This window comes from Thiothrix winogradskyi, assembly GCF_021650935.1.
Lineage (GTDB): Bacteria > Pseudomonadota > Gammaproteobacteria > Thiotrichales > Thiotrichaceae > Thiothrix > Thiothrix winogradskyi.
This window is the reverse complement of sequence record NZ_CP091244.1, coordinates 2,951,821-2,972,759: the sequence shown is the minus strand read 5'-3', so window position 1 is coordinate 2,972,759 and position 20,939 is coordinate 2,951,821. Positions and strand designations below refer to the sequence as shown.

Genomic DNA, 20,939 nt, shown 5'->3' with positions numbered 1-20,939 from the left:
ACCAAATCATGTTAGCATTCGTCCATATCTATCTTAGCAAGAATTAAGCGGATTTCATGGAATTGCAAAACTTTATACGTAAAATCACTGAAAACGGCTCATTTTCCACCGAAGAAATGACGGATGCGATGCGTACCATCATGACAGGTCAGGCGACTCCCGCGCAAATCGGCGGGTTTCTGATTGGCTTGCGGATGCGCGGTGAAACCGTCACGGAAATCAGCGCGGCTGCCAGCGTGATGCGCGAATTAGCAACTCGTGTTGAGGTGTCGCCGGAGCATTTGGTGGATACCTGCGGTACGGGTGGGGATTCGTCTGGCACGTTCAATATTTCCACCGCGAGTGCCTTTGTTGCCGCAGCAGCGGGAGCGCGAGTCGCTAAACACGGCAACCGTTCGATTTCCAGCAAGTCCGGCAGTGCGGATGTGTTGGAAGCAGCGGGCGTGAATTTGAATATTACCCCTGAACAGGTGGCTGAGTGCATTAACACCTTGGGCGTGGGTTTCTTGTTTGCGCAAAAGCACCACAGTGCAATGGGTCATGCGAGTGCGCCACGGCGCGAGTTGGGCGTGCGCACTATTTTTAACCTCTTGGGGCCGATGTCGAATCCGGCGAATGCGCCCAATCAAGTGCTGGGCGTATTCGATCAACATTGGGTACGCCCAATGGCGGAAGTGTTGAAAAACTTAGGCAGCAAACATGTCATGGTGGTACACGCCGCTGACGGTTTGGATGAAATCAGCACCGCCGCGCTGACCTTCGTCGCAGAGTTGAAAGACGGTGTGATCACCGAATACACCATCCAACCCGAAGATGTGGGTTTGCAGCAGTCCAGCCTCGACAGTGTGCGAGTGGAAACGGCGCAAGCCAGTTTGCAACTGATTCAGCGCGTGTTTGCCGGTGAACAAGGCACGGCGCGTGACATTGTGTGCTTGAATGCGGGTGCGGCAATTTACGTGGCAGGGCTGGCGGATAGCCATGCGGCTGGCGTTGCCAAAGCCCAGCAAGTGCTGGATTCCGGTGCAGCCGCCGTGCGTTTGCAGCAATTGATTGACCTAACCAACAGTTTTGATGCCTGATGAGTACTCCTGATATTTTGCAAAAAATCCTGCGCACCAAGCAGGAAGAAATCGCGGCACGTTCTGCGGTGCGTAGTCTGGCGCAATTGCAGGAAGAGGCAGCCAGTGCCTCATCCGTGCGTGGTTTCGAGCAAGCCATGCGCAAGCGTCTGGCAGCAGGTGAATCGGCGGTGATTGCGGAAATTAAAAAGGCATCTCCGAGCAAAGGGCTGATTCGTGCGGATTTCGATCCGCCTGCGATTGCGGCGAGTTACGAACGTGGTGGGGCTGCGTGTTTGTCGGTGCTGACCGATGCGCAATACTTTCAGGGCAGCGAAAGTTATTTGCAAGCAGCGCGTGCCGCCTGCCAACTGCCCGTTATTCGTAAAGACTTCATCGTTGATCGGTATCAGGTTTACGAAGCGCGTGCTATTGGTGCAGATTGCATCCTGCTGATCGTGGCGGCATTGGCTGACGCACAGATGACGGATCTGTACGCGCTGGCAACGGAACTGGGCATGGATGCGCTGATTGAAGTGCATGACAAGGATGAACTTGGGCGTGCCTTGCGTCTCAATGCCCCACTGATCGGCATCAATAACCGCAATTTGCGTACCTTCGAGACTTCCCTGCAAACCACTATTGATCTGTTGCCCGACGTGCCGGAAAACGTGTTGCTGGTGACAGAGAGCAGCATTCACACCCCTGCTGATGTCAGGCTGATGCGTGATCATGGCGTTAATGCCTTTTTGGTCGGCGAAGCCTTGATGCGGGCAGATGACCCCGGCACTGCACTCCATAACCTATTTTTCTAGCAAGCAAGTAGAGATAACCCATGTTGGTACACCCTCAATTTGACCCCGTGGCGATAGCACTTGGCCCTTTGCAAGTGCATTGGTACGGGCTGATGTATGTGATTGGTTTCCTCGGTTTTCTGATTATTGGCAAGATGCGTTCCAAAGAGCCAAACAGTGTCATGAACCCGGATCGGGTAGATGACATGATGTTCTGGGGCGCGATTGGTGTGGTTGCCGGTGGGCGCATTGGCTACATGCTGTTTTATAACCTGAAAGGCTTTTTGTCTGACCCAGTGTCTTTGTTTCAGATTTGGGATGGCGGCATGAGTTTCCACGGCGGTTTGCTGGGGGTGATTCTGGCGATGTTCTTGCTGGCACGGCGTTGGAAACTGAATTTCTTTCAGGTCAGTGATTTTGTTGCACCACTTGTACCGATCGGTTTAGGGGTGGGGCGTATCGGTAATTTCATCAACGGCGAATTGTGGGGCAGGGCGACGGATGTGCCATGGGGCATGGTGTTCCCGCAAGTGGATAATATCGTGCGGCATCCCTCACAACTTTATCAGGCGTTTTTGGAAGGCTTGGTGCTGTTCCTCGTGCTGAATTGGTTTAGAAAGCGTTCGCCACCCGTGGGGGCAATTTCCGGCTTATTCCTCGTCGGTTATGGCATTGCGCGGGTTATTGTGGAGTTTGTGCGTGAACCGGATGCGGCGCTTGGTTACGTGGCATGGGGTTGGGTCACGCAAGGGCAAGTGTTGAGTGTGCCGATGATTCTGCTCGGCGTGTTGTTTATGTGGTTTGCGTATAAAAAGGCGAAGGCATGAAGCAATACCTCGATTTAATGCGCCATGTGCGTGATCACGGTGTCGTCAAAGCCGACCGCACGGGTACGGGTACAGTATCGGTATTCGGTTATCAGATGCGCTTTGATTTGAGTGCTGGGTTTCCACTCGTCACCACCAAGAAGTTACATTTGCGCTCAATCATTCATGAATTGCTGTGGTTTCTGAAAGGCGACACCAATATCCGTTATTTGAAAGAAAATGGTGTCAGTATTTGGGATGAATGGGCAGATCAAAACGGTGAACTGGGGCCGGTCTATGGCTATCAGTGGCGCAACTGGCCGACACCTGATGGGCGGCATATTGACCAGATTGCTCAAGTCATTGCCCAATTGAAACACAACCCCGATTCGCGCCGTATTATTGTCAGCGCTTGGAACGTGGCGGATGTGGACAATATGGCATTGCCGCCGTGCCACGCTTTTTTCCAGTTTTATGTGGCGGAAAGCAAGCTGTCGTGTCAGTTGTACCAGCGCAGTGCGGATATTTTCCTCGGCGTGCCGTTCAATATTGCCTCCTACGCATTGCTGACGCTGATGGTAGCGCAGGTCACTGGGCTGCAACCCGGTGAATTTATTCACACGCTGGGGGATGCACATTTGTATTCCAATCATTTGGAACAGGTGGAGCTACAATTGAGCCGTGAACCGTACCCACTGCCGCAGATGAAGTTGAACCCCGCAGTGACCGATTTGTTCGCATTTACGTATGATGACTTTGAATTAGTTGATTACGCACACCATCCGCTGATTAAAGCACCAATAGCGGTTTGACTAGCGCCGCTCAGTCACGCAAACTATTGGCATAATAATAGTGTGGATACGCTCAAGTTCCACACACAGCCCACCGTTAAGGCAGTCCGTTCCACTCTTATCGAAGGTAGTCCAATGACCCGGTCAATCAAGAAGCTCCTGGTCGCCAATCGTGGCGAAATCGCAATCCGTATTCTGCGTGCAGCAGCCGAACTCAAGCTGTGTACGGTTTCCATCTACACCTATGAAGACCGTTTTTCACCGCACCGTTACAAAGCTGATGAAGCCTATCAGATCGGCAAAGACGACGAACCGCTCAAGCCTTACCTCGATATTGAAGCCATTATTGAAACCGCTAAGCGTCATCATGTGGATGCGATTCACCCCGGTTACGGCTTTCTCTCTGAGAATGTGCAATTCGCACGGCGTTGTCGCGAAGAAGGCATTATTTTTGTGGGGCCGACACCGGAAGCGATGCAGCGTTTAGGCGACAAAGTTGCCGCCAAAGAAAACGCCATCACTGCCGGTTTGCCCGTTATCGAAGACAGCCGCGAACCGTTAGATACGCTGGAGATTGCGCGTCGTGAAGCTGACCGTATTGGCTACCCGCTGATGTTGAAAGCTGCGTCGGGCGGTGGTGGACGCGGTATGCGCGTCTTGCGTGACCCGTCACAGTTGGAAGGCGCGTATAACGATGCGCGTAACGAAGCCCTTAAAGCCTTCGGCGATGCCACTGTCTTCCTCGAAAAATACATCGACTCGCCCAAACACATCGAAATCCAGATTTTGGGTGATACCCACGGCAATCTGGTGCATTTGTACGAACGCGATTGTTCCGTGCAACGCCGCTTCCAGAAAGTCGTGGAAGTCGCGCCTAGCACCAGCTTGAAAGACGAAACCCGCGAAAATCTGTACAAATACGCGCTGGCAATTACCCGCCACGTTGACTATTCCTGTGCCGGTACAGTCGAATTCCTAGTCGACAAAGACGAGCGCATTTATTTCATCGAAGTGAATCCGCGTGTGCAGGTCGAACACACCATCACCGAAGAAATCACCGGCATTGACATTGTGCGCAGTCAGATTTTGATTGCAGGCGGCGCACGGCTGGATGACCCCGAAATTGGCATTCCCAACCAAGAATCGGTGGAATGCAACGGTTACGCGGTGCAGTGCCGCATCACCACCGAAGACCCTGAAAATGGTTTCAAGCCGGATTACGGCACGATCATTGCTTACCGCAGCAGTGGCGGTTTCGGGGTGCGTTTGGATGCAGGCGCGGCTTATCCCGGTGCGAAAGTATCGCCGTTTTTCGATTCCATGTTGGTCAAAGTCACGACATGGGGGCGTTCACTGGAAGGTGCTGCCAACCGTAATTTGCGTGCCTTGCAGGAATTCCGTATCCGTGGGGTGAAAACCAATATCGGTTTCCTCGAAAACGTGCTGCAACATGAAGTTTTTACCACGGGCAAATGCGCGGTCACGTTCATCGACAACCACCCGGAATTGTTCCACACGACAATGCGTTTTGACCGTGGTACCAAAACGCTGAAATTCATCGGTAATGTGACGGTCAACGGCAACCCGGACGTGAAATACGTCGACCCGCACAAACATTTCCGCAAGCCGATCATTCCTGCTTTCGACAAGTTAGGTGCATACCCGAAGGGCAGCAAAAACTTGCTGGATGAGATGGGCGCGGAGAAATTCTGTCAGTGGGTGAAAGAGCAGCCGAACATTTTCTACACCGATACCACCTTACGTGATGCGCACCAGTCTTTGCTGGCAACCCGTGTGCGTACCGACGACATGATGAAAATCGCCGAAGGTTTGGCGAAAAACCATCCGCAGTTGTTCTCGTTGGAACTGTGGGGTGGGGCAACGTTTGACGTGGCAATGCGTTTCTTGCACGAATGCCCGTGGGATCGTTTGCGCCAATTGCGGGAAGCGATTCCGAACATTTTGTTCCAAATGCTGTTCCGTGGCTCGAATGCGGTGGGTTATACCGCCTACCCCGACAATGTGGTGGAAGCCTTCATTGAAAAGTCGTGGGAAAACGGGATTGACGTGTTCCGTATTTTCGATTCCTTGAACTGGATTGAAGGGATGCGCAAATCCATTCAGTGCGTGCGTGAGCGTACTGGCGGGATTGCGGAAGGTACGATTTGCTATACCGGCGATGTGCTGAACAAAGATCCGTCCAATAAATTCAACTTGCAATATTACCTGGATTTGGCGAAGCAGTTGGAAGACGCGGGTGCGCACATGCTGGCGGTCAAGGATATGGCAGGTGTGTTGAAGCCGTATGCGGCGACGACGTTGATTACCGCGTTGAAAGATACGGTGAGCATTCCAATTCATTTGCATACGCATGACACCGCGTCGATTCAATCCGCCACTTTGCTGAAAGCGATTGAAGCGGGTGTGGATATTGTGGATGGTTGCATGAGTTCCATGTCAGGTTTGACTTCGCAGGTCAACTTGAACTCGCTGATTGCAGCGATGGAAGGTCAGCCGCGTGAACAGCCGTACAATCTCAAGTCATTGAATGCTTATGCCAATTATTGGGAAGATGTGCGCGAAATGTACTACCCGTTTGAGTCTGGTTTGAAAGCAGGCACGGCGGAAGTGTACAACCACGAAATTCCGGGCGGTCAGTATTCCAACCTGCGTCCGCAAGCGATTGCGCTGGGCTTGGAACACAAGTTCGAGGAGGTGAAGGAAAACTACGCAGTCGTCAATCGTATGTTCGGTGACATTGTGAAAGTTACCCCGTCGTCCAAAGTCGTTGGCGATATGGCGATTTACATGACTTCCAACGGCTTAACTGAACAGGATGTAATGGAACGTGGGCGCACGCTGGCATTCCCTGATTCCGTGATCGACCTCTTCAAAGGCGGCTTGGGGCAAGTGCCAGGCGGTTTCCCGAAAACTTTGAGCGACATTATTCTTAAAGGTGAGAAGCCATACACGGGTCGTCCTAATGATCACTTGAAGCCGATTGATTTGGATGCGGCATTTGAGGCGTTTAAGCAGGAGTTTGATCCCGAACAGACGTTCCTCGATTTCTTGTCATTCACGATGTATCCGGCGGTATTCCGCGAGTTTTATAAGCATCAGCAGGAATACGGTGACATTAGCCATTTGCCGACTTCGCTATTCTTCTACGGTTTGAAACTGAATGAGGAAGTGCTGGTTGAGTTGGGGCGCGGCAAGGTGCTAATTATCCGTTTGCTGTACCGTTCACCGACGGATGAGAACGGCATGTGTGGCGTGACGTTTGATTTCAACGGGCAAATCCGTGCGGTGCAAATCCGTGATTTGTCGGTGAAGCCGACCCGTGCCACTAACCGCAAAGCGGTTGATCCTAATGAAGTGGGTACGTCGTTGCAGGGCAAACTGTCCACCATTATGGTCAAAGCGGGCGATGAGGTGGAGCAGAATGCGCCGCTGTTTGTGATTGAGGCGATGAAAATGGAAACCACGATTACTGCGCCAGAAGCGGGTAAGGTGAAGAAAGTTCACTTGCACGCGGGCGAGTTGGTCGAGCAGGGCGATTTGGTCGTCGAATTCGAGTGATGCAGCGTTACGAAGCGTTGAAGAAACCCCTCGGAAGTTAGGAGGGGTTTCTTCTCTTAACGGAAAATTTGGGTTTTGATGTCCGGTGCAAACTTACTCTGTTCAATCTGCCCAACGTGAGTGAATATTTCCATGTGATTATTCTCGTACACTACCCACACTTCTTGCGCCCCTTTGGCGAGGTATAGCTCCACTTTTTCCGCAATTTCTATTTTGGAATTGGACGGTGATACGATTTCAACGCACAGTTCTGGGGCTTTGGGATACGGGGTGACATAGCCGAATTCGGTAATGAAAGCCGCTGAAGCCCACGCGACATCTGCCACTTTCACACCTTCTGAGGTTTGAATGGAGCATTCGGTAATGACTTCACCTTCGGGTTGGCGTTGCCACAATGCCCCCGCAATTCGCCCCTGAAACCTGCCGTGGCTATTGGAAGCGGGACTCATCAAGAGCTTGCCAAACTTATTCAGCTCAATTTTGAACGGTAAGTTTTGCAGTAATGGGTTGTCGATAACTTCTGACCATTCCATTGTGATGCCCTAGTGTGACGGATTACTTGAACAGTTTAGCATGGTTTGTTACCCCTGTTTCATCCTGACTTTGGATCCAACGCATCCCGTAAACCATCGCCCAAAAAATTGAGGCAGAACAACGTCACCGCTAAAAATCCGGCGGGAAATAATAACATCCACGGTGCAGTTTCCATTTGCGCAGCACCTTCTGCAATCAACACGCCCCAACTGGTCAGCGGTTCTTGCACCCCTAAGCCTAAAAAGCTCAAAAACGATTCAAACAAGATAACTTGTGGCACAGTCAAGGTGGCATACACAATCACTGACCCCAAGGTATTGGGGACGATATGACGGCGGATAATTCCGAAATGACTCACGCCGCTGACCCGTGCGGCTTCCACAAAGGCGCGACCTTTCAAGGATAAGGCTTGCCCACGGACAATCCGCGCCATTGTTAACCATTCCACCGCACCGATTGCTACGAAGATCAGGAAAATACTGCGCCCGAAATATACCATTAGCAAAATCACGAAAAACATAAAGGGCAGGGCATACAATACATCCACCAAGCGCATCATCAGCGCATCAGTACGCCCGCCCAAATACCCCGCCGTTGCCCCATACAAAACGCCGATAAGCAAACTGACCGAGGTTGCCGCCAAGCCCACCATTAACGAAATCTGCCCGCCAATCAGGGTACGCACGAATAAATCCCGTCCATTCGCATCCGTCCCAAACCAGAAACCTTGCGCGGCATCGGGCGGAATTCCCATGGCATCCCAATAAATTTCGTCGTAAGGGTACGGGCTAAACAACGGCCCCAACACACACAAGACGGCAATCAACAGCAAGACGATGGCGCTGCCGACCGCCATTTTGTTACGCAATAAGCGCTGTAATGCTTTGTGTTTAATCATAACGCACCCTCGGATCCATCCAGCCGTAAATTACATCCACCAGCAAATTCATCAAAATAATTAACGCGCCGTAAAAGATCACCACGCCCATGACCAACGTGTAATCCCGATTCAATGCCCCCTGCACAAAATGTCGCCCGATGCCCGGAATTCCGAAAATCTGCTCAATCACCACCGAACCGGTAATAATCGCCGCTGTCGCAGGCCCCAGCCAAGACAATACTGGCAGCAATGCTCCTTTCAATACATGCCGCCACACAATCAGCCGCATCGGTAAGCCTTTGGCAACCGCAGTACGAATATGCGGGCTAGACAAGGTTTCCAGCACACTGGCACGCATTAGCCGCGCCGCATACGCAATTTGCGGCAATGCCAACGCAATCACTGGTAACACTGCTGATTTCCAGCCCTGATCCCAACCGGCTACCGGCAGCCAATGCAAAAATACCCCAAACACCAACGCCAATAACGGTGCCATGACAAAATTGGGTATCGTAATACCCGTCATGGAAACCGCCATTACCGCGTGATCCAGCGGGCGGTTGTGATGCAACGCCGCCAACATTCCTGCCGGTATCCCAACCAGCAAGGCGAGCAGCATGGCAAACACCCCCAATTGCAAAGACACCGGAAACCCTTCCGCAATCAAGCTGCTGACACTGTGATCCTTGTACTTAAACGACGGCCCCAAATCCCCTTGCAACACATTGAGCAAGTAATACCCGTATTGCACCGGCAAAGGCTTATCCAAGTGGTAAGCACGTTCCATATTCGCCGCAATTTCTGGCGGCATGGGGCGTTCGGTATCAAACGGCCCGCCCGGTGCTAAACGGATTAAAAAGAACGCCAAGGTAATGATCACCAGCAAGGTGGGCAGCGCACCTAGCAAGCGTTTAACGACATACTGCAACATACAAACCTTATCGTGGTGAGATTTAACTCGTTTCGCCGTGCTACAAGCGTGTGCTTCTCTCCGTTGGTCTGAAATGACCAGCAGGTCGGTTTACTGAGTCTATTGATCTTGATTATGGTTGTCTCTTATTGCATGTGCAATTCAAAATATGCGCTACAATAACTTACAGTTGTATGATGTGAATTACATAATTAAGGAAAATAGGTGAACACAAGTTATCTGAGCCTGGCCAGTCTGGGTAAAAATCATTGGTGGCGGTACGTACTTGGCTTATTGGTCATTGCGGTTTTCTGGCAGGTGTTGGGTGCGATTCCGTTAGGAATCATGGTGGTTATGCTGTTGGGTGACGATGATCCTGCCACTAATGTTGACCTGAGTACCTTGCAGTTTGAGGGGGTCAGTAGCCTGTGGCCTTATCTGGGGATCAACTTCACCTTGCTGGCAATGCTGCTGGGGGTGTTCATTACGGTGCGTTTTTTACACCAACGTTACTTCACTAGCCTCATTACGCCGTTTATGCGCATTGACTGGAAACTCATGTTTAAGGGCTTTGCTGTCTTTTTGGGTTTGATTGCCTTGGCAACCTTACTGGAGGTGTTATTCAAGCCTGATGAATACCAGATGACGTTTGATGCAACACAATTCCTGATTTTCCTGCCGATTGCGCTGGTGATTACCCCGCTTCAGGCAGCGGCTGAAGAATTGCTGTTTCGGGGTTATGTAATGCAATGGTTGGGGTTGTGGGGGCGCAGTGCAGTCGTACCGGTGTTGGGGTCTTCGTTGCTTTTCATGGCGGCACATTTAGCAAATCCAGAAGTCGGGGCGAATGCCTACCTGATTCCGTTATTGTATTTGTTAATGGGCTTGTTTTTAGCCATTATTACGGTCAAAAGTAATTCCCTGGAGTTGGCGATTGGGGTTCATGCCGCGAATAATCTGTTCGCGGTATTGGTTATGAATTATGAGGGTTCAGCATTGCCTGCGCCGTCCTTGTTTACCGCTAGTGAAATTGATCCGGTGGCGAGTCTGGTCAGCTTTGTGGTGATCGCCGCTGTCTTCTATTGGATTGTGTTTGTCTGGCAACGTCACGACAATATTAAGATTTAATAATATAAGAAAATTGCGGTAGAATGGATTCATGGCAAGAATCTTTATCTCCGCAACCCACAAATCTTCTGGCAAGACGACACTTTCCATTGGTCTGTGTGCGGCTTTGTACGCCCAGGGTTTACGTGTCCAGCCTTTCAAAAAAGGGCCGGATTATATCGACCCTTTGTGGTTGGGGGCTGCCAGTCAGCGTCCTTGCCACAATCTTGATTTTAATACCATGACGCCGGATGAAATCATTCAGATGGTGCAGCATTATTCGAAAAATGCGGACATCGCGTTGATCGAAGCCAACAAAGGGCTGTACGACGGTATGGCGCTGGATGGTGCGGATAGCAATGCGGCGGTGGCTAAACTGACCCAATCCCCAGTTATCTTAGTGGTGGATTCACGCGGTATGACGCGCGGTATTGCCCCGTTATTGCTCGGTTATCAGGCATTTGACCGCGAAGTAAACATTGCCGGAATTATTTTTAACCGCGTGGGGGGTGCTCGCCATGCGACTAAGTTACGCGAATCTGTTGAGCATTACACTGACATCAAAGTATTGGGTGCAGTACAAAACAATCCCGAAATGGAGATCGAAGAGCGTCATCTGGGCTTGATGCCGAGCAATGAGAGTGGTGAAGCAGAACAACAGATTGGGCGGATTCGGGATTTGGTGGCTGAACAAGTGGATTTGGCGACGTTGTTGGGGATTGCGGAAGAACCCCTCACCCCCCCAGCCCCCTCTCCCTCAAGGGGAGAGGGGGAGGAAGAAAAGAATATCTTAGCCCCTCTCCCCTTGAGGGAGAGGGGTTGGGGTGAGGGGTTTCTGCGCATCGGTATCTGCCAAGACCCCGCTTTCGGTTTTTATTACCCCGGCGACCTTGATGCCCTGCAACAAGCCGGTGCGCAGCTTGTCCCCATCAATACCCTGAAAGATGCTGCCTTGCCTAACATCAACGGTTTGTTCATCGGCGGTGGTTTCCCCGAAACCCACATGCAGCAACTGGCGGCGAATACGTCGATGCGCGAATCCATCCGCGATGCCATCGACAACGGTTTGCCGACGTATGCGGAATGCGGCGGCTTGATGTACCTTTCCCGCAGCCTAATTTGGAACGGGCAGCAAGCGCCAATGGTGGGGGTGATTCCTGGCGATGCGGTAATGCATACCAAGCCGCAGGGCAGGGGTTACGTGAAATTGCAGGAAACCGCCGATATGCCTTGGCCGGGTGGCGACACGTTGCATACCATTAATGCGCACGAGTTCCACTATTCGCGACTTGAGAATTTGACCGCAACGGGTAAATTCGCCTACCGTATGCAACGCGGAACCGGCATTGATGGTCAACACGATGGCTGGATTTACCGCAATTTGTTAGCCTCTTACACGCACATGCGCGATACCGCCCAGTTTAGGTGGGCGCAGCGTTTTGTTGAGTTTATCCGTCAAACCCAAAGGAATCCTACTGCATGATCACAGTTACTGCCACCGCTGCTACTCAAGTTCGTACCGCTTCGGTACAGGGTAATGCCATTGGTTTACCGTTACGCATTGCTATCCAAAGAAAGCCTGATGGCGCGTTTCATTACCTGATGGGCTTTGATGATCAGGACAAAGCAGGTGACCAAAAGATCGAATCCGAAGGTGTGGCGCTGGTGGTAGATGAGGTTTCCCAGCCTTTAGTGGCAGGTATGACTCTGGACTATGTGGAAATCGACGGTAAACTGGAGTTTGTTTTCATCAATCCGAATGACCCTAATTACCGTCCACCACAGGCATAATTTCATGCAAGAAAGCGTCGTCAAACTCCCCATTCCCACCACATTGCCTCAGCCAGACGTTGACGATGTTGCGGAGACGATTTCACGCGAGAGCTACTGGGCGAGTCAGGAAGGTCGCCCGGTTATTGATCTGCCCTGGCAGGCACAAGTTAGCCTGATGGTGTTGGTTTTTACGTTTACTGTCATTGGTGCTGTCTATTTTTGGGCTACCAGCAGCAAAGCGGAGTATCAGTGGATTGCGCCTGTGATGACCGGTTTGTGGCTTATCGCGGGTGCGGGTGTTTTGTCATTGCTGTATTGGATGTGGCGGGAATTTTCACGGTTTGGTGCGGAATTATCCCGCTGGGCGATTCGCTTGCGTAAAGGTGATTTCAGTGCGCGGATGCCAATTTCAGGAAAAAGCTGTCCGTCGCGCAAAATTCGCGAGCAAATCAACGCGATTACCGAAGATTATCAGGCACTGTCACGGGTGCAGCAAAAACGCATGAGTCGGCAGGAAAAATACCTTGCCCAGAAAAAGCGTCACCTTAGCGTTCTTTACGAGGTGGCAACCTGTGTTAATCGTGCCGATAGTTTGGAGGATTTACTCAAGCGGTTTCTGCATACCCTGACCGATGTGGTACACGCGGAAGCGGCGACCGTGCGTTTGCTGGATCGTGAGGGCAATATGCGCTTGGTATCCAGCATTGGTTTGAATACAGCCGCCCTAAAAGCTGAAGAAACTTTGCCTCGACCTGATTGTTTATGCGGTAAAGCTGCCAGTGAGCGTGGAATTAAAGTGCGTGGCGATGTTGCACAATGCAATGTGATTTTAGGCAAGCCCTTATGTGCGGGGCAGCAAGATTTGGAAATGCTGGCGATTCCGCTGCAATATCGCGATAAAATTCTGGGCATTTACAATCTCTTCATTCGGCAAGGGCGTTACGATAAGGTGGAAGATGACGAGTTGTTGCTCAGCATCGGTCAGCATTTGGGTATGGCGATTGAGAAAGCCAATAGCGATGAAGACATGCGCACCCTGTCGATCATGGAAGAGCGTACCCGTATGGCGCACGAGTTGCATGATTCACTGGCACAAACCCTTGCCAGTTTGCGTTTTAAAGTACGTTTGCTGGATGACTCCTTCAATCGTGGGGCGGAAGCGGATATGTGGCATGAGTTGGAGGTGCTGGAAAACACCATCGACGAAGCTTACGCCGAGTTACGCAGCTTGATTACCGATTTTCGTGCGCCGATTGATGGCAAGGGAATTTTACGGGCAGTTGAACGTCTGACCGAGCGTTTCCGCCAAGAAACCGGTATGGAAGTTTTTTTCTACCATAATTGGGCACTGAAAGATTTATCACGCGAAGTTGAGTTGGAGGTGATTCGCATTGTGCAAGAATCACTGACCAATATTCGCAAGCACAGCCAAGCCGCTACCGTGCGCTTGTTACTGTACAGCAATGAAGAAGGTCGGTGCAGCATTTTAGTGGAAGACGACGGTATTGGCTTGCCTGACCCTTTGCCCGAACCTAACCCTACCACGGGTGAACACATCGGTTTACGCATTATGCAGGAGCGGGCGGACAAGATCGGTGGTGAGATACAGTTTGAAAGTGAACCGGGTGAGGGTACACTGATACAATTAAATTTCGATGCACCGCCAACTAAGAAGCTTTCTGACTTGTTTGGCATGTAACCTGCTCTGATGACCACAGTAACAAGCGACCCCACATGAACGAAAAAGTATTGTTGATTGATGACCACACCCTGTTTCGTGCAGGTTTGGAAGATTTACTGACCCGGCGGGGTATCCGAGTGGTCGCTGCGGTTGGCAGTGGTGACGAAGGCTTAGCCGCTGCCCTCAACCTCGAACCGGATATTGTCTTGCTGGATATGCGGATGCCGCAAATGGACGGTCTCACGGTATTACGCCAGTTACGCAAAAATACCCCGAATCTGCGTGTCGTCATGCTCACCACCAGCAGCAATGAAAACGATTTAGTGGAAGCTTTGCGCAGTGGTGCACGCGGTTACTTGCTCAAAGACATTGAACCCGATGAATTAGTGGTGGCTTTGCGCGAAATCGTCGCAGGCAAAACCGTGGTTGCCCCGGAACTCGCGCCGGTATTGGCAAGAGTGGTGCAAGGCGGTGATGCGCGGGCGCATGAAGACAAGATTGCCAACCCATTCTCTGAATTGACGCCGCGTGAATACGAAATCCTTACCTTGTTGGCAGAAGGTCAGAGTAACAAAGTCATTGCCCGCAACCTAGGCATCTCCGATGGCACGGTAAAACTGCATGTTAAAGCCATTTTACGTAAATTAAATGTCAGCTCCCGTATTACCGCAGCGGTAATGGCGGTGGAACACGGTATCCGTGTCGAAGCGGCTAATGCAGAGCATTAAGCGTGAATAAGCCTAAAACCTTTGCGGCACTGGTTGCCGATGCGTTGCCCCATATTCAGGAATTGATGCCGTGGGATGTGGAAGCGCTGCAAGCCAGCAACCCTGATGTGCTGATTGTCGATATTCGCGAAGCCGATGAATATGACGCGGCGCACCTGAAAGATTCCCTGCATGTGCCGCGTGGTATTTTGGAAACCTCTTGTGATTGGGGTTATTCCGACACCATTCCTGAGTTAGTGATGGCACGTGATAAGCCGGTGGTGCTGGTGTGTCGTTCGGGAAACCGTACTGCACTGGCTGCACTGACCTTGCAGTTACTGGGTTATCAGCAGGTGTATTCCATGAAAACCGGGATACGCGGCTGGAATGATTATGAATTGCCCTTGTTCAATAAAGCGGGTGAGCCAGTGGATGTGGATTGGGCGGAAACCGAATTAGACCCGCCCACGCGCCCGGAACAAATGCAGCCCAAGGGGTAAAGCGGGTATTTGAAATATATTTTTTGTATGCAATTCACAACATATCAATAAAATCAACAGAATTTTTGTCTCTTTACTGCTACACTAGGCTTGTTGTGTAAAAACAGCCCTGTTATTGGGCAATGTAAGGAGACTAGCAAATGAAAATGACCAGCCCACGAACCTTGGCGTGTATGGTGGTATTATTGAGTGGTTTTTCGGTATCCGCTTGTTCCACGCTCACTAATGTCTCAGAAGCCGTGTCGGGCGCGGCTTCTTCCATTAATCCGTTTCAGCAACAGACAGAGACAGGGGCATCAGAACCCGCTCCGGCAAATGAAGGCGTGCCCTTGAATACCTCACCAGCCAGCATTCGGGTGGAGGCTAAGCCTCCGCAGCCCAAGCGGCAGCAGGATGTTGAGATCAATCTTGGCAACAATAAGCAATGCACCACTTTTTGTGCTTTACCGACTCGTAAGCCGCTAGTGAATTAGGAGCTGCAAGACAGCATCGAACATCCCGCTTTGTGCCTTGCCCATTCGGGGCGTTTTTCGGCAAATTTTGCATAGTGCGCTTGCTCAGCATAAGGGTGACGCAACACGTCCAACAATTCTGTAATCATACTATTGTCGCCCGCACTGGCTTGGTCGATGGCTTGTTGCGCGAGGTAATTGCGTAACACAAAACGCGGGTTAACGGTATTCATACGCTGCTGACGTTCTTGGTCAGACATACCATCACGCTGCAACCGTTGGCAATAAAGCTGTAACCACTGCTCCCATTCGGCATGGTATTGCTGCAATAAATCATCGCGGTAGAATGCGGGATAGAGCGGGGTAAGCGTTGGTTGCTGCACATCTAATAATGCCAGATTACGGAAGAACAGCGTCATATCCACTTCCGCTTTGTGCAACAATTCAAATGCGCCATTGATCCAGGGCGCATCCTCATCAGAGAGTTCCCGAATCCCGAATTTCGCCGCCAGCATCGTGCCGAAGGTTTCGCTGTAAGTATCCGCATACAATTGCGAACCGGCTTGCAGCACATTGGTATCACTGATCACGGGTTTCAGGGCATCTTTCAAACGTGCCAGATTCCAGTGACCGATATAGGGTTGTTGCCCGTAGCTGTAACGTTTGCCTTGGGCGTCGGTGGTGTTAGGTGTCCACATGGGGTCGTAATCTTCCAGCCAACCGTAAGGTCCGTAGTCGATGGTCAGACCCAGGATCGACATATTGTCGGTGTTCATTACCCCGTGCACGAAGCCAACTCGCATCCAGTGCGCAATCATCACCGCTGTGCGACGGCAGATTTCCAAGAACCATTGCCCGCGTTTTTCTTGCGTATCGCCTTGCAGTTCGGAGTAATCGCGGGCGATGGTGAAATCCACCAATTGTTCCAGCAAGCGGAGGTCGCCACGCGAGGCAGGTAGTTCAAAGTTGCCAACGCGGGTGAACGAGGGCGCAACCCGGCACACGATTGCCCCCGGTTCAATTTGCGCGTTGCCATCGTAAAACATATCGCGTAACACGCCATCACCCGTCGCAACCAGACTCAAGGCACGGGTGGTGGGAATACCGAGATGGTGCATGGCTTCGCTACACAGGAATTCGCGCACTGAGGAGCGCAATACCGCTCGCCCATCCGCACGGCGTGAATAAGGAGTGGAACCTGCGCCTTTGAGTTGCAATTCCCAACGTTCGCCTGCGCTATTGAGGGTTTCGCCGAGGCTCATGGCGCGTCCGTCACCCAATTGTCCTGCCCAGCCGCCGAATTGGTGTCCGCCGTAGCAAGCCGCATAGGGTTGCATTCCCGTGAGCAATTGGTTGCCGCCGAAGACTTGCGCGAAATCGGGGTGTTGAATGTCGGCATCTGTCCAGCCCAGCAGTGCAGCTACTTCGGGCGAATACGCCAGTAATTGTGGATTGGCTACTGGCGTGGGTTGCACGCTTGACCACAGTGCGTTGTGTACTTGGCGCGGTACATTAAGCCCGTCGGTATCGCCGGGGAGTTCGCGTACAAAGCGGTTGTCAAAGTTTAAAGGACGCATGGGGGATCCTGTTGGTGGAATGCTGCCAAGCAAACCAGATGAAGAGGAGCGTGTCGAGAAGCCGCAATGGGCGGGGTGGATTGCTCAGGTCATTCGCCACGCTGGGTTCAGGCGTTGCCAGTGGGTGTGTAAGGCTGCTTTATGAACATCCAGCATCGGCAGTTCTTGTAGGGCAGCAGGCCACAAATTACGGGCGCGTTCTAGCGTGTCATACAAGCTGGTTTCAATCAATGCCCATGAAATACCGACTTTTTTTGCCCAACGCTGGAAGTGTTGCCATTCCAGTTTGTACCAGTCTTTGCTACCTCCCATGTTCAGGGCAGCTTGGGTTTCGCCCGTGATGTAGGCTTGGGTATAGAGAATGTCATAGGCGGGGGCAAGTTGTGGATTTATTTGGTCTGGGTAGATAACCGTCCAGTTTTTCAGGTGGGCATCGCCGTTGCCGAGCAAAATATTAACCAGCAGGCGGCGTGCCAGTTGTTGCAGGTCAGCCGTGCCGTCGGCGCTGAATTGCTGGAGGATGCGCCCCAGCATTTCGTAGTTGCTGCTGTGGTATTTTTCGTGCGGGTATTTTTGCAGGATTTGGGCGAAATCTTCGGTATGGATACGCCCGTCATCCGCATCACGGTCAAAACGGCGGATAGCATAAGCATGGGTTTCCGCCGGTAACTGGATAGCGGGTAAACCTTCCAAATCAGCCAATGGCAGTAGGCGGATGTCGGGGATTTCCACCCCAGCAAGTTGTGCCAGTGTCATGCAGGTGTATTCGTTGGCGGGTACGCCTGGGTAAAGAGTGGAAGGTGTTTTGATGATCCAGTTGCCCAGTTCACCTGCTTGGCTGATGTGGTAGCGCCCGTCTTTGTGCCTGCCGGAAAATTTCATTTGCACCCCGGCGAGGGAAAAACGTTGTCCGTCATGGTTGATGGGAATCAGCAGGCGAGCGGTTCGCGAATGCCCTGACAATACCCAGTCAGGTACTTGCAACGGGTCAACTGGTGTAGCAATGAGTGCGCCGGGTAGGTCGTTGCCTAACCATGCCAGCAGGGGAAACTCATTGTCAGGGTGGATTTTCAGGTTGCGGGCTACCCATTCCCGCAATGCACCTTCCGGTAATAGGTTGGATAGTGCCGGATGGAGCCTCAATTGCGTTGTCCACGGTTTATCGAACAGTTTGGGGTTGCCGAGTTGGGACAGGGTGAAGGTCGGGCGTTCGGTGGCGTTCAGGTAGTCAGGGGTGAAGGTGATGGTATTACGCCCACCTGCAAACCCTGTCAGGTAGGCAAGGTGGCAACCGTGCAGTTGAAGCGCCAATACGCTGGCTTGCGTTTTAGCCGTCACGCTTCTTCCTCGTATAAATCAGCCAGTAACTCTTTCCAAGGGTCTTCAAGGTCGGCTGAAGTTGTTGGGGCAGGTGTCGGCTCTATGCCATTGAGTAAATTCAGTACTGCCTGTACCCGATTGCGGGGGATCAGCATCAAGTCGGCATTTAGCCCGTCGGCAATAAGCTGGATAGTGTCAAGGTTGGCGTTACCCCCGGCCTCGATGCGTTGGTATTGTTGTTGACCCATGCCGATGCGGGTTTTCATGGCGGCTTGGGTAAAGCCTAAGGCGCGGCGGCGGGCGCGGATTTGTTGCTGGATGTTCATGGTGAATCCCTGAAGTTTAAACATCATACTAGCTGTTTTTTATTGAATTTAACAGTATGCAAGTTGTTTCTTTAGGGGTGTCTAAGCGAATTTACTGTGCGCTGGTTAGCCACGAAAAAAGGGAGTGCCGAGGCACTCCCTTCAATTCCGTTGTTAGAAATATTATCTTCGGAGGAGGATGTTATTATTTCAAGTCGTCGCCGGTCATTGCGGTCAATGACGTTGCATTCTTGGCGATTTCTGGCAGTTCCTTAGCATCAACAGGCACTAAACCTTTGTCTGCCAAGTAACCATCAGCACCCATTGCTGCTTCACTCACGTATTCAGCAACAAATTCCTTGATGCCTTTTACTTGGTCAACGTGGCTGTTTTTCACGTAAACGAACATGGAACGTGACATGGGGTAGCTGCCATCAATAACCGCTTCTGCTGAAGGTGCAACGCCGCCGATAGCCAAACCGCGCAGTTTGTCTTCGTTTTGCTCAAGGAAGCTGAAACCGAATGCGCCCAAGGCTTTAGGGTTTGCTTCCAGTTTTTGCACGATCAGGTTGTCGTTTTCACCCGCTTCAATATACGCACCGTCTTCACGGATGGTTTGACAAGCCGCTTTGTAAGCTTTTTCGTCTTTTTCTTTGAGGGCTTTCAGGGATTCTACTTGCTTACAGCCACCTTCCATACCCAGCTCGTTGAAAGAGTCACGAGTACCAGAGGTAGGTGGCGGCCCGAGCACTTCGATTTTCACGTCTGGCAGTTCAGCGTTAACTTCTTTCCAAGTTTTGGCGGTGTTAGGAACTAACTCGCCTTTTTCGTTAGGCACGTCTTTCGCCAAGCCCATGTACAAATCTTTCAGGGTGAAGTTTTTGAATTCATCACTGCTTTTGGATTGCGCGATAGTCAGACCGTCGTAGCCCATTTTGATTTCAGTGATAGCATCAACGCCGTTCTTTTTGCAGTCTTCAAATTCGCTTTTTTTCATGCGGCGTGAAGCGTTAGTCAGGTCTGGGGTTTCAACGCCAGCACCCGCGCAGAACAATTTCATGCCGCCGCCAGTACCAGTTGCCTCAACTTTAGGGGCTGGGTTGCCAGTCTTTTTAGAAAATGTTTCAGCAACTGCTGTGGTGAAAGGATAAACAGTGGAAGAACCCACGATTTCGATGTTGTCACGTGCGTGAGCAGCGGTAGCAGACAGCGCCAGAGCAGCAGCAATCGCCAGAGCAAGTTTCTTCATTTGAAAATCTCCAAAGTTTTAAATCAATCGTTTTCAAGCAGTGTCAGTGTTGAACTGCTGCGAACTATAGGCGGTGAATATGACAGCTTTGTGACAAACACAAAAAAATACGGTTATGCTCTTTCGCGAAGGAATACAACCCAATAACCTCAGGTCATCGGAAACTAGGAAAATAAGATGAAGCAATTACGCAGAACAGTACGGTTGATTCGGTTAGTGATACACACAGGTGTCGGTGTGTTAATGACAGTAGTGTTTGCCGGGGTGTGGCAAGCTGCTTTTTATCCGCGCTTGGTACGTTGGTGGCTAGGCAAAGCAGGGCGAATCATTGGGGTACAACTCAAGGTGGTGGGCAAGCCCGCTGATGAGGCGGTATTGATGGTGGCTAATCATATTTCATGGCTGGATATTGCTCTGCTGGGTGGTGTCGCTAACCCGCGTTTTCTGTCGAAGCAAGAAGTGCGTCAATGGCCGGTGATCGGTTGGCTGGCAGAAAAATCCGGCACATTATTCATTACGCGCGGTAAAGTGGGCGCGGCAGCACAAGCCGCGACGACGATTTTGCAGGCATTGCAGGCGGGGGATTCGGTACTGCTATTCCCGGAAGGCACCACCACCACGGGGAATGATGTGCGTACCTTTCATGCGCGTTTGTTTGCTCCGGCGTTTGATGCGGGTGTTGCGGTACAACCCGTGGCGTTGCGTTATCCGGGGCGTGATGGTTTGACGCATCCCGCCGTGCCGTATGTGGATCAGCAATCCTTGTGGGATAATTTGAAAGCATTGCTGGCAGAATCCGGTGTTCAGGCGGAAATTCATTTTCTACCCCCAATGACAACAACAGGTACCGACCGTAAAGCGCTGGCGGCGGCTTGCGAGCAACAAATCCGTGCTTTTTGTGCGTTGCAACCGTAAG

Annotated in this window: 20 protein-coding genes; 13 read left to right on the top strand and 7 right to left on the bottom strand. The window is 51.4% G+C overall.

The window, feature by feature from the left end:
- Positions 1–56: 56 nt before the first annotated feature.
- From trpD to L2Y54_RS14905, 5 genes are all read left to right on the top strand, one after another.
- Positions 57–1,079, top strand: a complete 1,023-nt coding sequence (trpD, locus tag L2Y54_RS14925) for an anthranilate phosphoribosyltransferase (RefSeq protein WP_236497183.1) — start codon at positions 57–59, stop codon at positions 1,077–1,079.
- Positions 1,079–1,873, top strand: a complete 795-nt coding sequence (gene trpC, locus L2Y54_RS14920; protein ID WP_236497181.1) for an indole-3-glycerol phosphate synthase TrpC — start codon at positions 1,079–1,081, stop codon at positions 1,871–1,873. Before trpD ends, trpC begins: the two co-directional genes overlap by 1 nt.
- A 20-nt stretch (positions 1,874–1,893) precedes the next feature.
- Positions 1,894–2,679, top strand: a complete 786-nt coding sequence (gene lgt, locus L2Y54_RS14915) for a prolipoprotein diacylglyceryl transferase (RefSeq protein ID WP_236497179.1) — start codon at positions 1,894–1,896, stop codon at positions 2,677–2,679.
- Positions 2,676–3,470, top strand: coding sequence for a thymidylate synthase (locus L2Y54_RS14910; RefSeq protein ID WP_236497177.1), 795 nt, complete (start codon positions 2,676–2,678; stop codon positions 3,468–3,470). Before lgt ends, L2Y54_RS14910 begins: the two co-directional genes overlap by 4 nt.
- Positions 3,471–3,584: 114 nt before the next feature.
- Positions 3,585–7,028, top strand: a complete 3,444-nt coding sequence (locus L2Y54_RS14905; RefSeq protein ID WP_236497176.1) for a pyruvate carboxylase — start codon at positions 3,585–3,587, stop codon at positions 7,026–7,028.
- A gap of 56 nt (positions 7,029–7,084) precedes the next feature.
- Here the strand turns inward: L2Y54_RS14905 and L2Y54_RS14900 are convergent, their stop codons facing one another.
- Genes L2Y54_RS14900 through oppB form a run of 3 tightly spaced genes read right to left on the bottom strand, consistent with a single transcriptional unit; the run spans position 7,085 to position 9,373 of the window.
- Positions 7,085–7,561 (bottom strand): Uma2 family endonuclease, encoded by a 477-nt coding sequence (locus L2Y54_RS14900; protein WP_236497174.1) that lies wholly within the window; start codon positions 7,559–7,561, stop codon positions 7,085–7,087.
- A gap of 59 nt (positions 7,562–7,620) precedes the next feature.
- Complete coding sequence (locus tag L2Y54_RS14895; protein ID WP_236497173.1) at positions 7,621–8,460, bottom strand: ABC transporter permease subunit; 840 nt, start codon at positions 8,458–8,460, stop codon at positions 7,621–7,623.
- Positions 8,453–9,373 (bottom strand): oligopeptide ABC transporter permease OppB, encoded by a 921-nt coding sequence (gene oppB, locus L2Y54_RS14890; protein ID WP_236497171.1) that lies wholly within the window; start codon positions 9,371–9,373, stop codon positions 8,453–8,455. Before oppB ends, L2Y54_RS14895 begins: the two co-directional genes overlap by 8 nt.
- A gap of 204 nt (positions 9,374–9,577) precedes the next feature.
- Between oppB and L2Y54_RS14885 the strand changes: the two genes are divergently transcribed.
- The 7 genes from L2Y54_RS14885 (at position 9,578) to L2Y54_RS14855 (ending at position 15,593) form a co-directional block, all read left to right on the top strand.
- Positions 9,578–10,480 carry a CPBP family intramembrane glutamic endopeptidase gene (locus tag L2Y54_RS14885; protein WP_236497169.1) on the top strand — a complete coding sequence of 301 codons (903 nt, stop codon included), beginning with the start codon at positions 9,578–9,580 and terminating at the stop codon, positions 10,478–10,480.
- Between the two features lie 31 nt (positions 10,481–10,511).
- A complete protein-coding gene (locus tag L2Y54_RS14880) occupies positions 10,512–11,942 on the top strand; it encodes a cobyrinic acid a,c-diamide synthase CobB (protein WP_236497168.1) in 1,431 nt (476 codons plus the stop codon).
- Positions 11,939–12,250, top strand: coding sequence for a HesB/IscA family protein (locus tag L2Y54_RS14875; RefSeq protein WP_236497166.1), 312 nt, complete (start codon positions 11,939–11,941; stop codon positions 12,248–12,250). Before L2Y54_RS14880 ends, L2Y54_RS14875 begins: the two co-directional genes overlap by 4 nt.
- 4 nt (positions 12,251–12,254) lie before the next feature.
- Positions 12,255–13,931 carry an ATP-binding protein gene (locus L2Y54_RS14870; protein WP_236497165.1) on the top strand — a complete coding sequence of 559 codons (1,677 nt, stop codon included), beginning with the start codon at positions 12,255–12,257 and terminating at the stop codon, positions 13,929–13,931.
- 35 nt (positions 13,932–13,966) lie between these two features.
- On the top strand, positions 13,967–14,641 hold the full coding sequence (locus L2Y54_RS14865; RefSeq protein ID WP_236497164.1) for a response regulator: 675 nt from the start codon (positions 13,967–13,969) through the stop codon (positions 14,639–14,641).
- A 2-nt stretch (positions 14,642–14,643) separates the two neighbouring features.
- Positions 14,644–15,120, top strand: coding sequence for a rhodanese-like domain-containing protein (locus tag L2Y54_RS14860; protein ID WP_236497162.1), 477 nt, complete (start codon positions 14,644–14,646; stop codon positions 15,118–15,120).
- Positions 15,121–15,260: 140 nt separating this feature from the next.
- Positions 15,261–15,593, top strand: a complete 333-nt coding sequence (locus L2Y54_RS14855; protein ID WP_236497160.1) for a hypothetical protein — start codon at positions 15,261–15,263, stop codon at positions 15,591–15,593.
- Here L2Y54_RS14855 and L2Y54_RS14850 read toward each other — a convergent pair.
- From L2Y54_RS14850 to L2Y54_RS14835, 4 genes are all read right to left on the bottom strand, one after another.
- The gene (locus tag L2Y54_RS14850) at positions 15,590–17,149 is read right to left on the bottom strand and encodes a protein adenylyltransferase SelO (RefSeq protein WP_236497158.1); all 1,560 of its coding nucleotides are present in this window, start codon (positions 17,147–17,149) and stop codon (positions 15,590–15,592) included. The two genes, L2Y54_RS14855 and L2Y54_RS14850, sit on opposite strands and share 4 nt — an antisense overlap.
- An 84-nt stretch (positions 17,150–17,233) precedes the next feature.
- Entirely contained in the window at positions 17,234–18,487 is a 1,254-nt protein-coding gene (locus tag L2Y54_RS14845; protein WP_236497157.1) for a type II toxin-antitoxin system HipA family toxin, read from the bottom strand.
- A complete protein-coding gene (locus L2Y54_RS14840) occupies positions 18,484–18,795 on the bottom strand; it encodes a helix-turn-helix domain-containing protein (RefSeq protein WP_236497155.1) in 312 nt (103 codons plus the stop codon). The genes L2Y54_RS14845 and L2Y54_RS14840 overlap by 4 nt, the downstream gene beginning before the upstream one ends.
- A 184-nt stretch (positions 18,796–18,979) precedes the next feature.
- Positions 18,980–20,023, bottom strand: a complete 1,044-nt coding sequence (locus L2Y54_RS14835; protein ID WP_236497154.1) for a substrate-binding domain-containing protein — start codon at positions 20,021–20,023, stop codon at positions 18,980–18,982.
- Between the two features lie 243 nt (positions 20,024–20,266).
- On the opposite strand from L2Y54_RS14835, the gene L2Y54_RS14830 reads away from it, so the two are divergent.
- Entirely contained in the window at positions 20,267–20,938 is a 672-nt protein-coding gene (locus L2Y54_RS14830; protein WP_236502040.1) for a lysophospholipid acyltransferase family protein, read from the top strand.
- The last annotated feature ends 1 nt before the right edge of the window (position 20,939 follow it).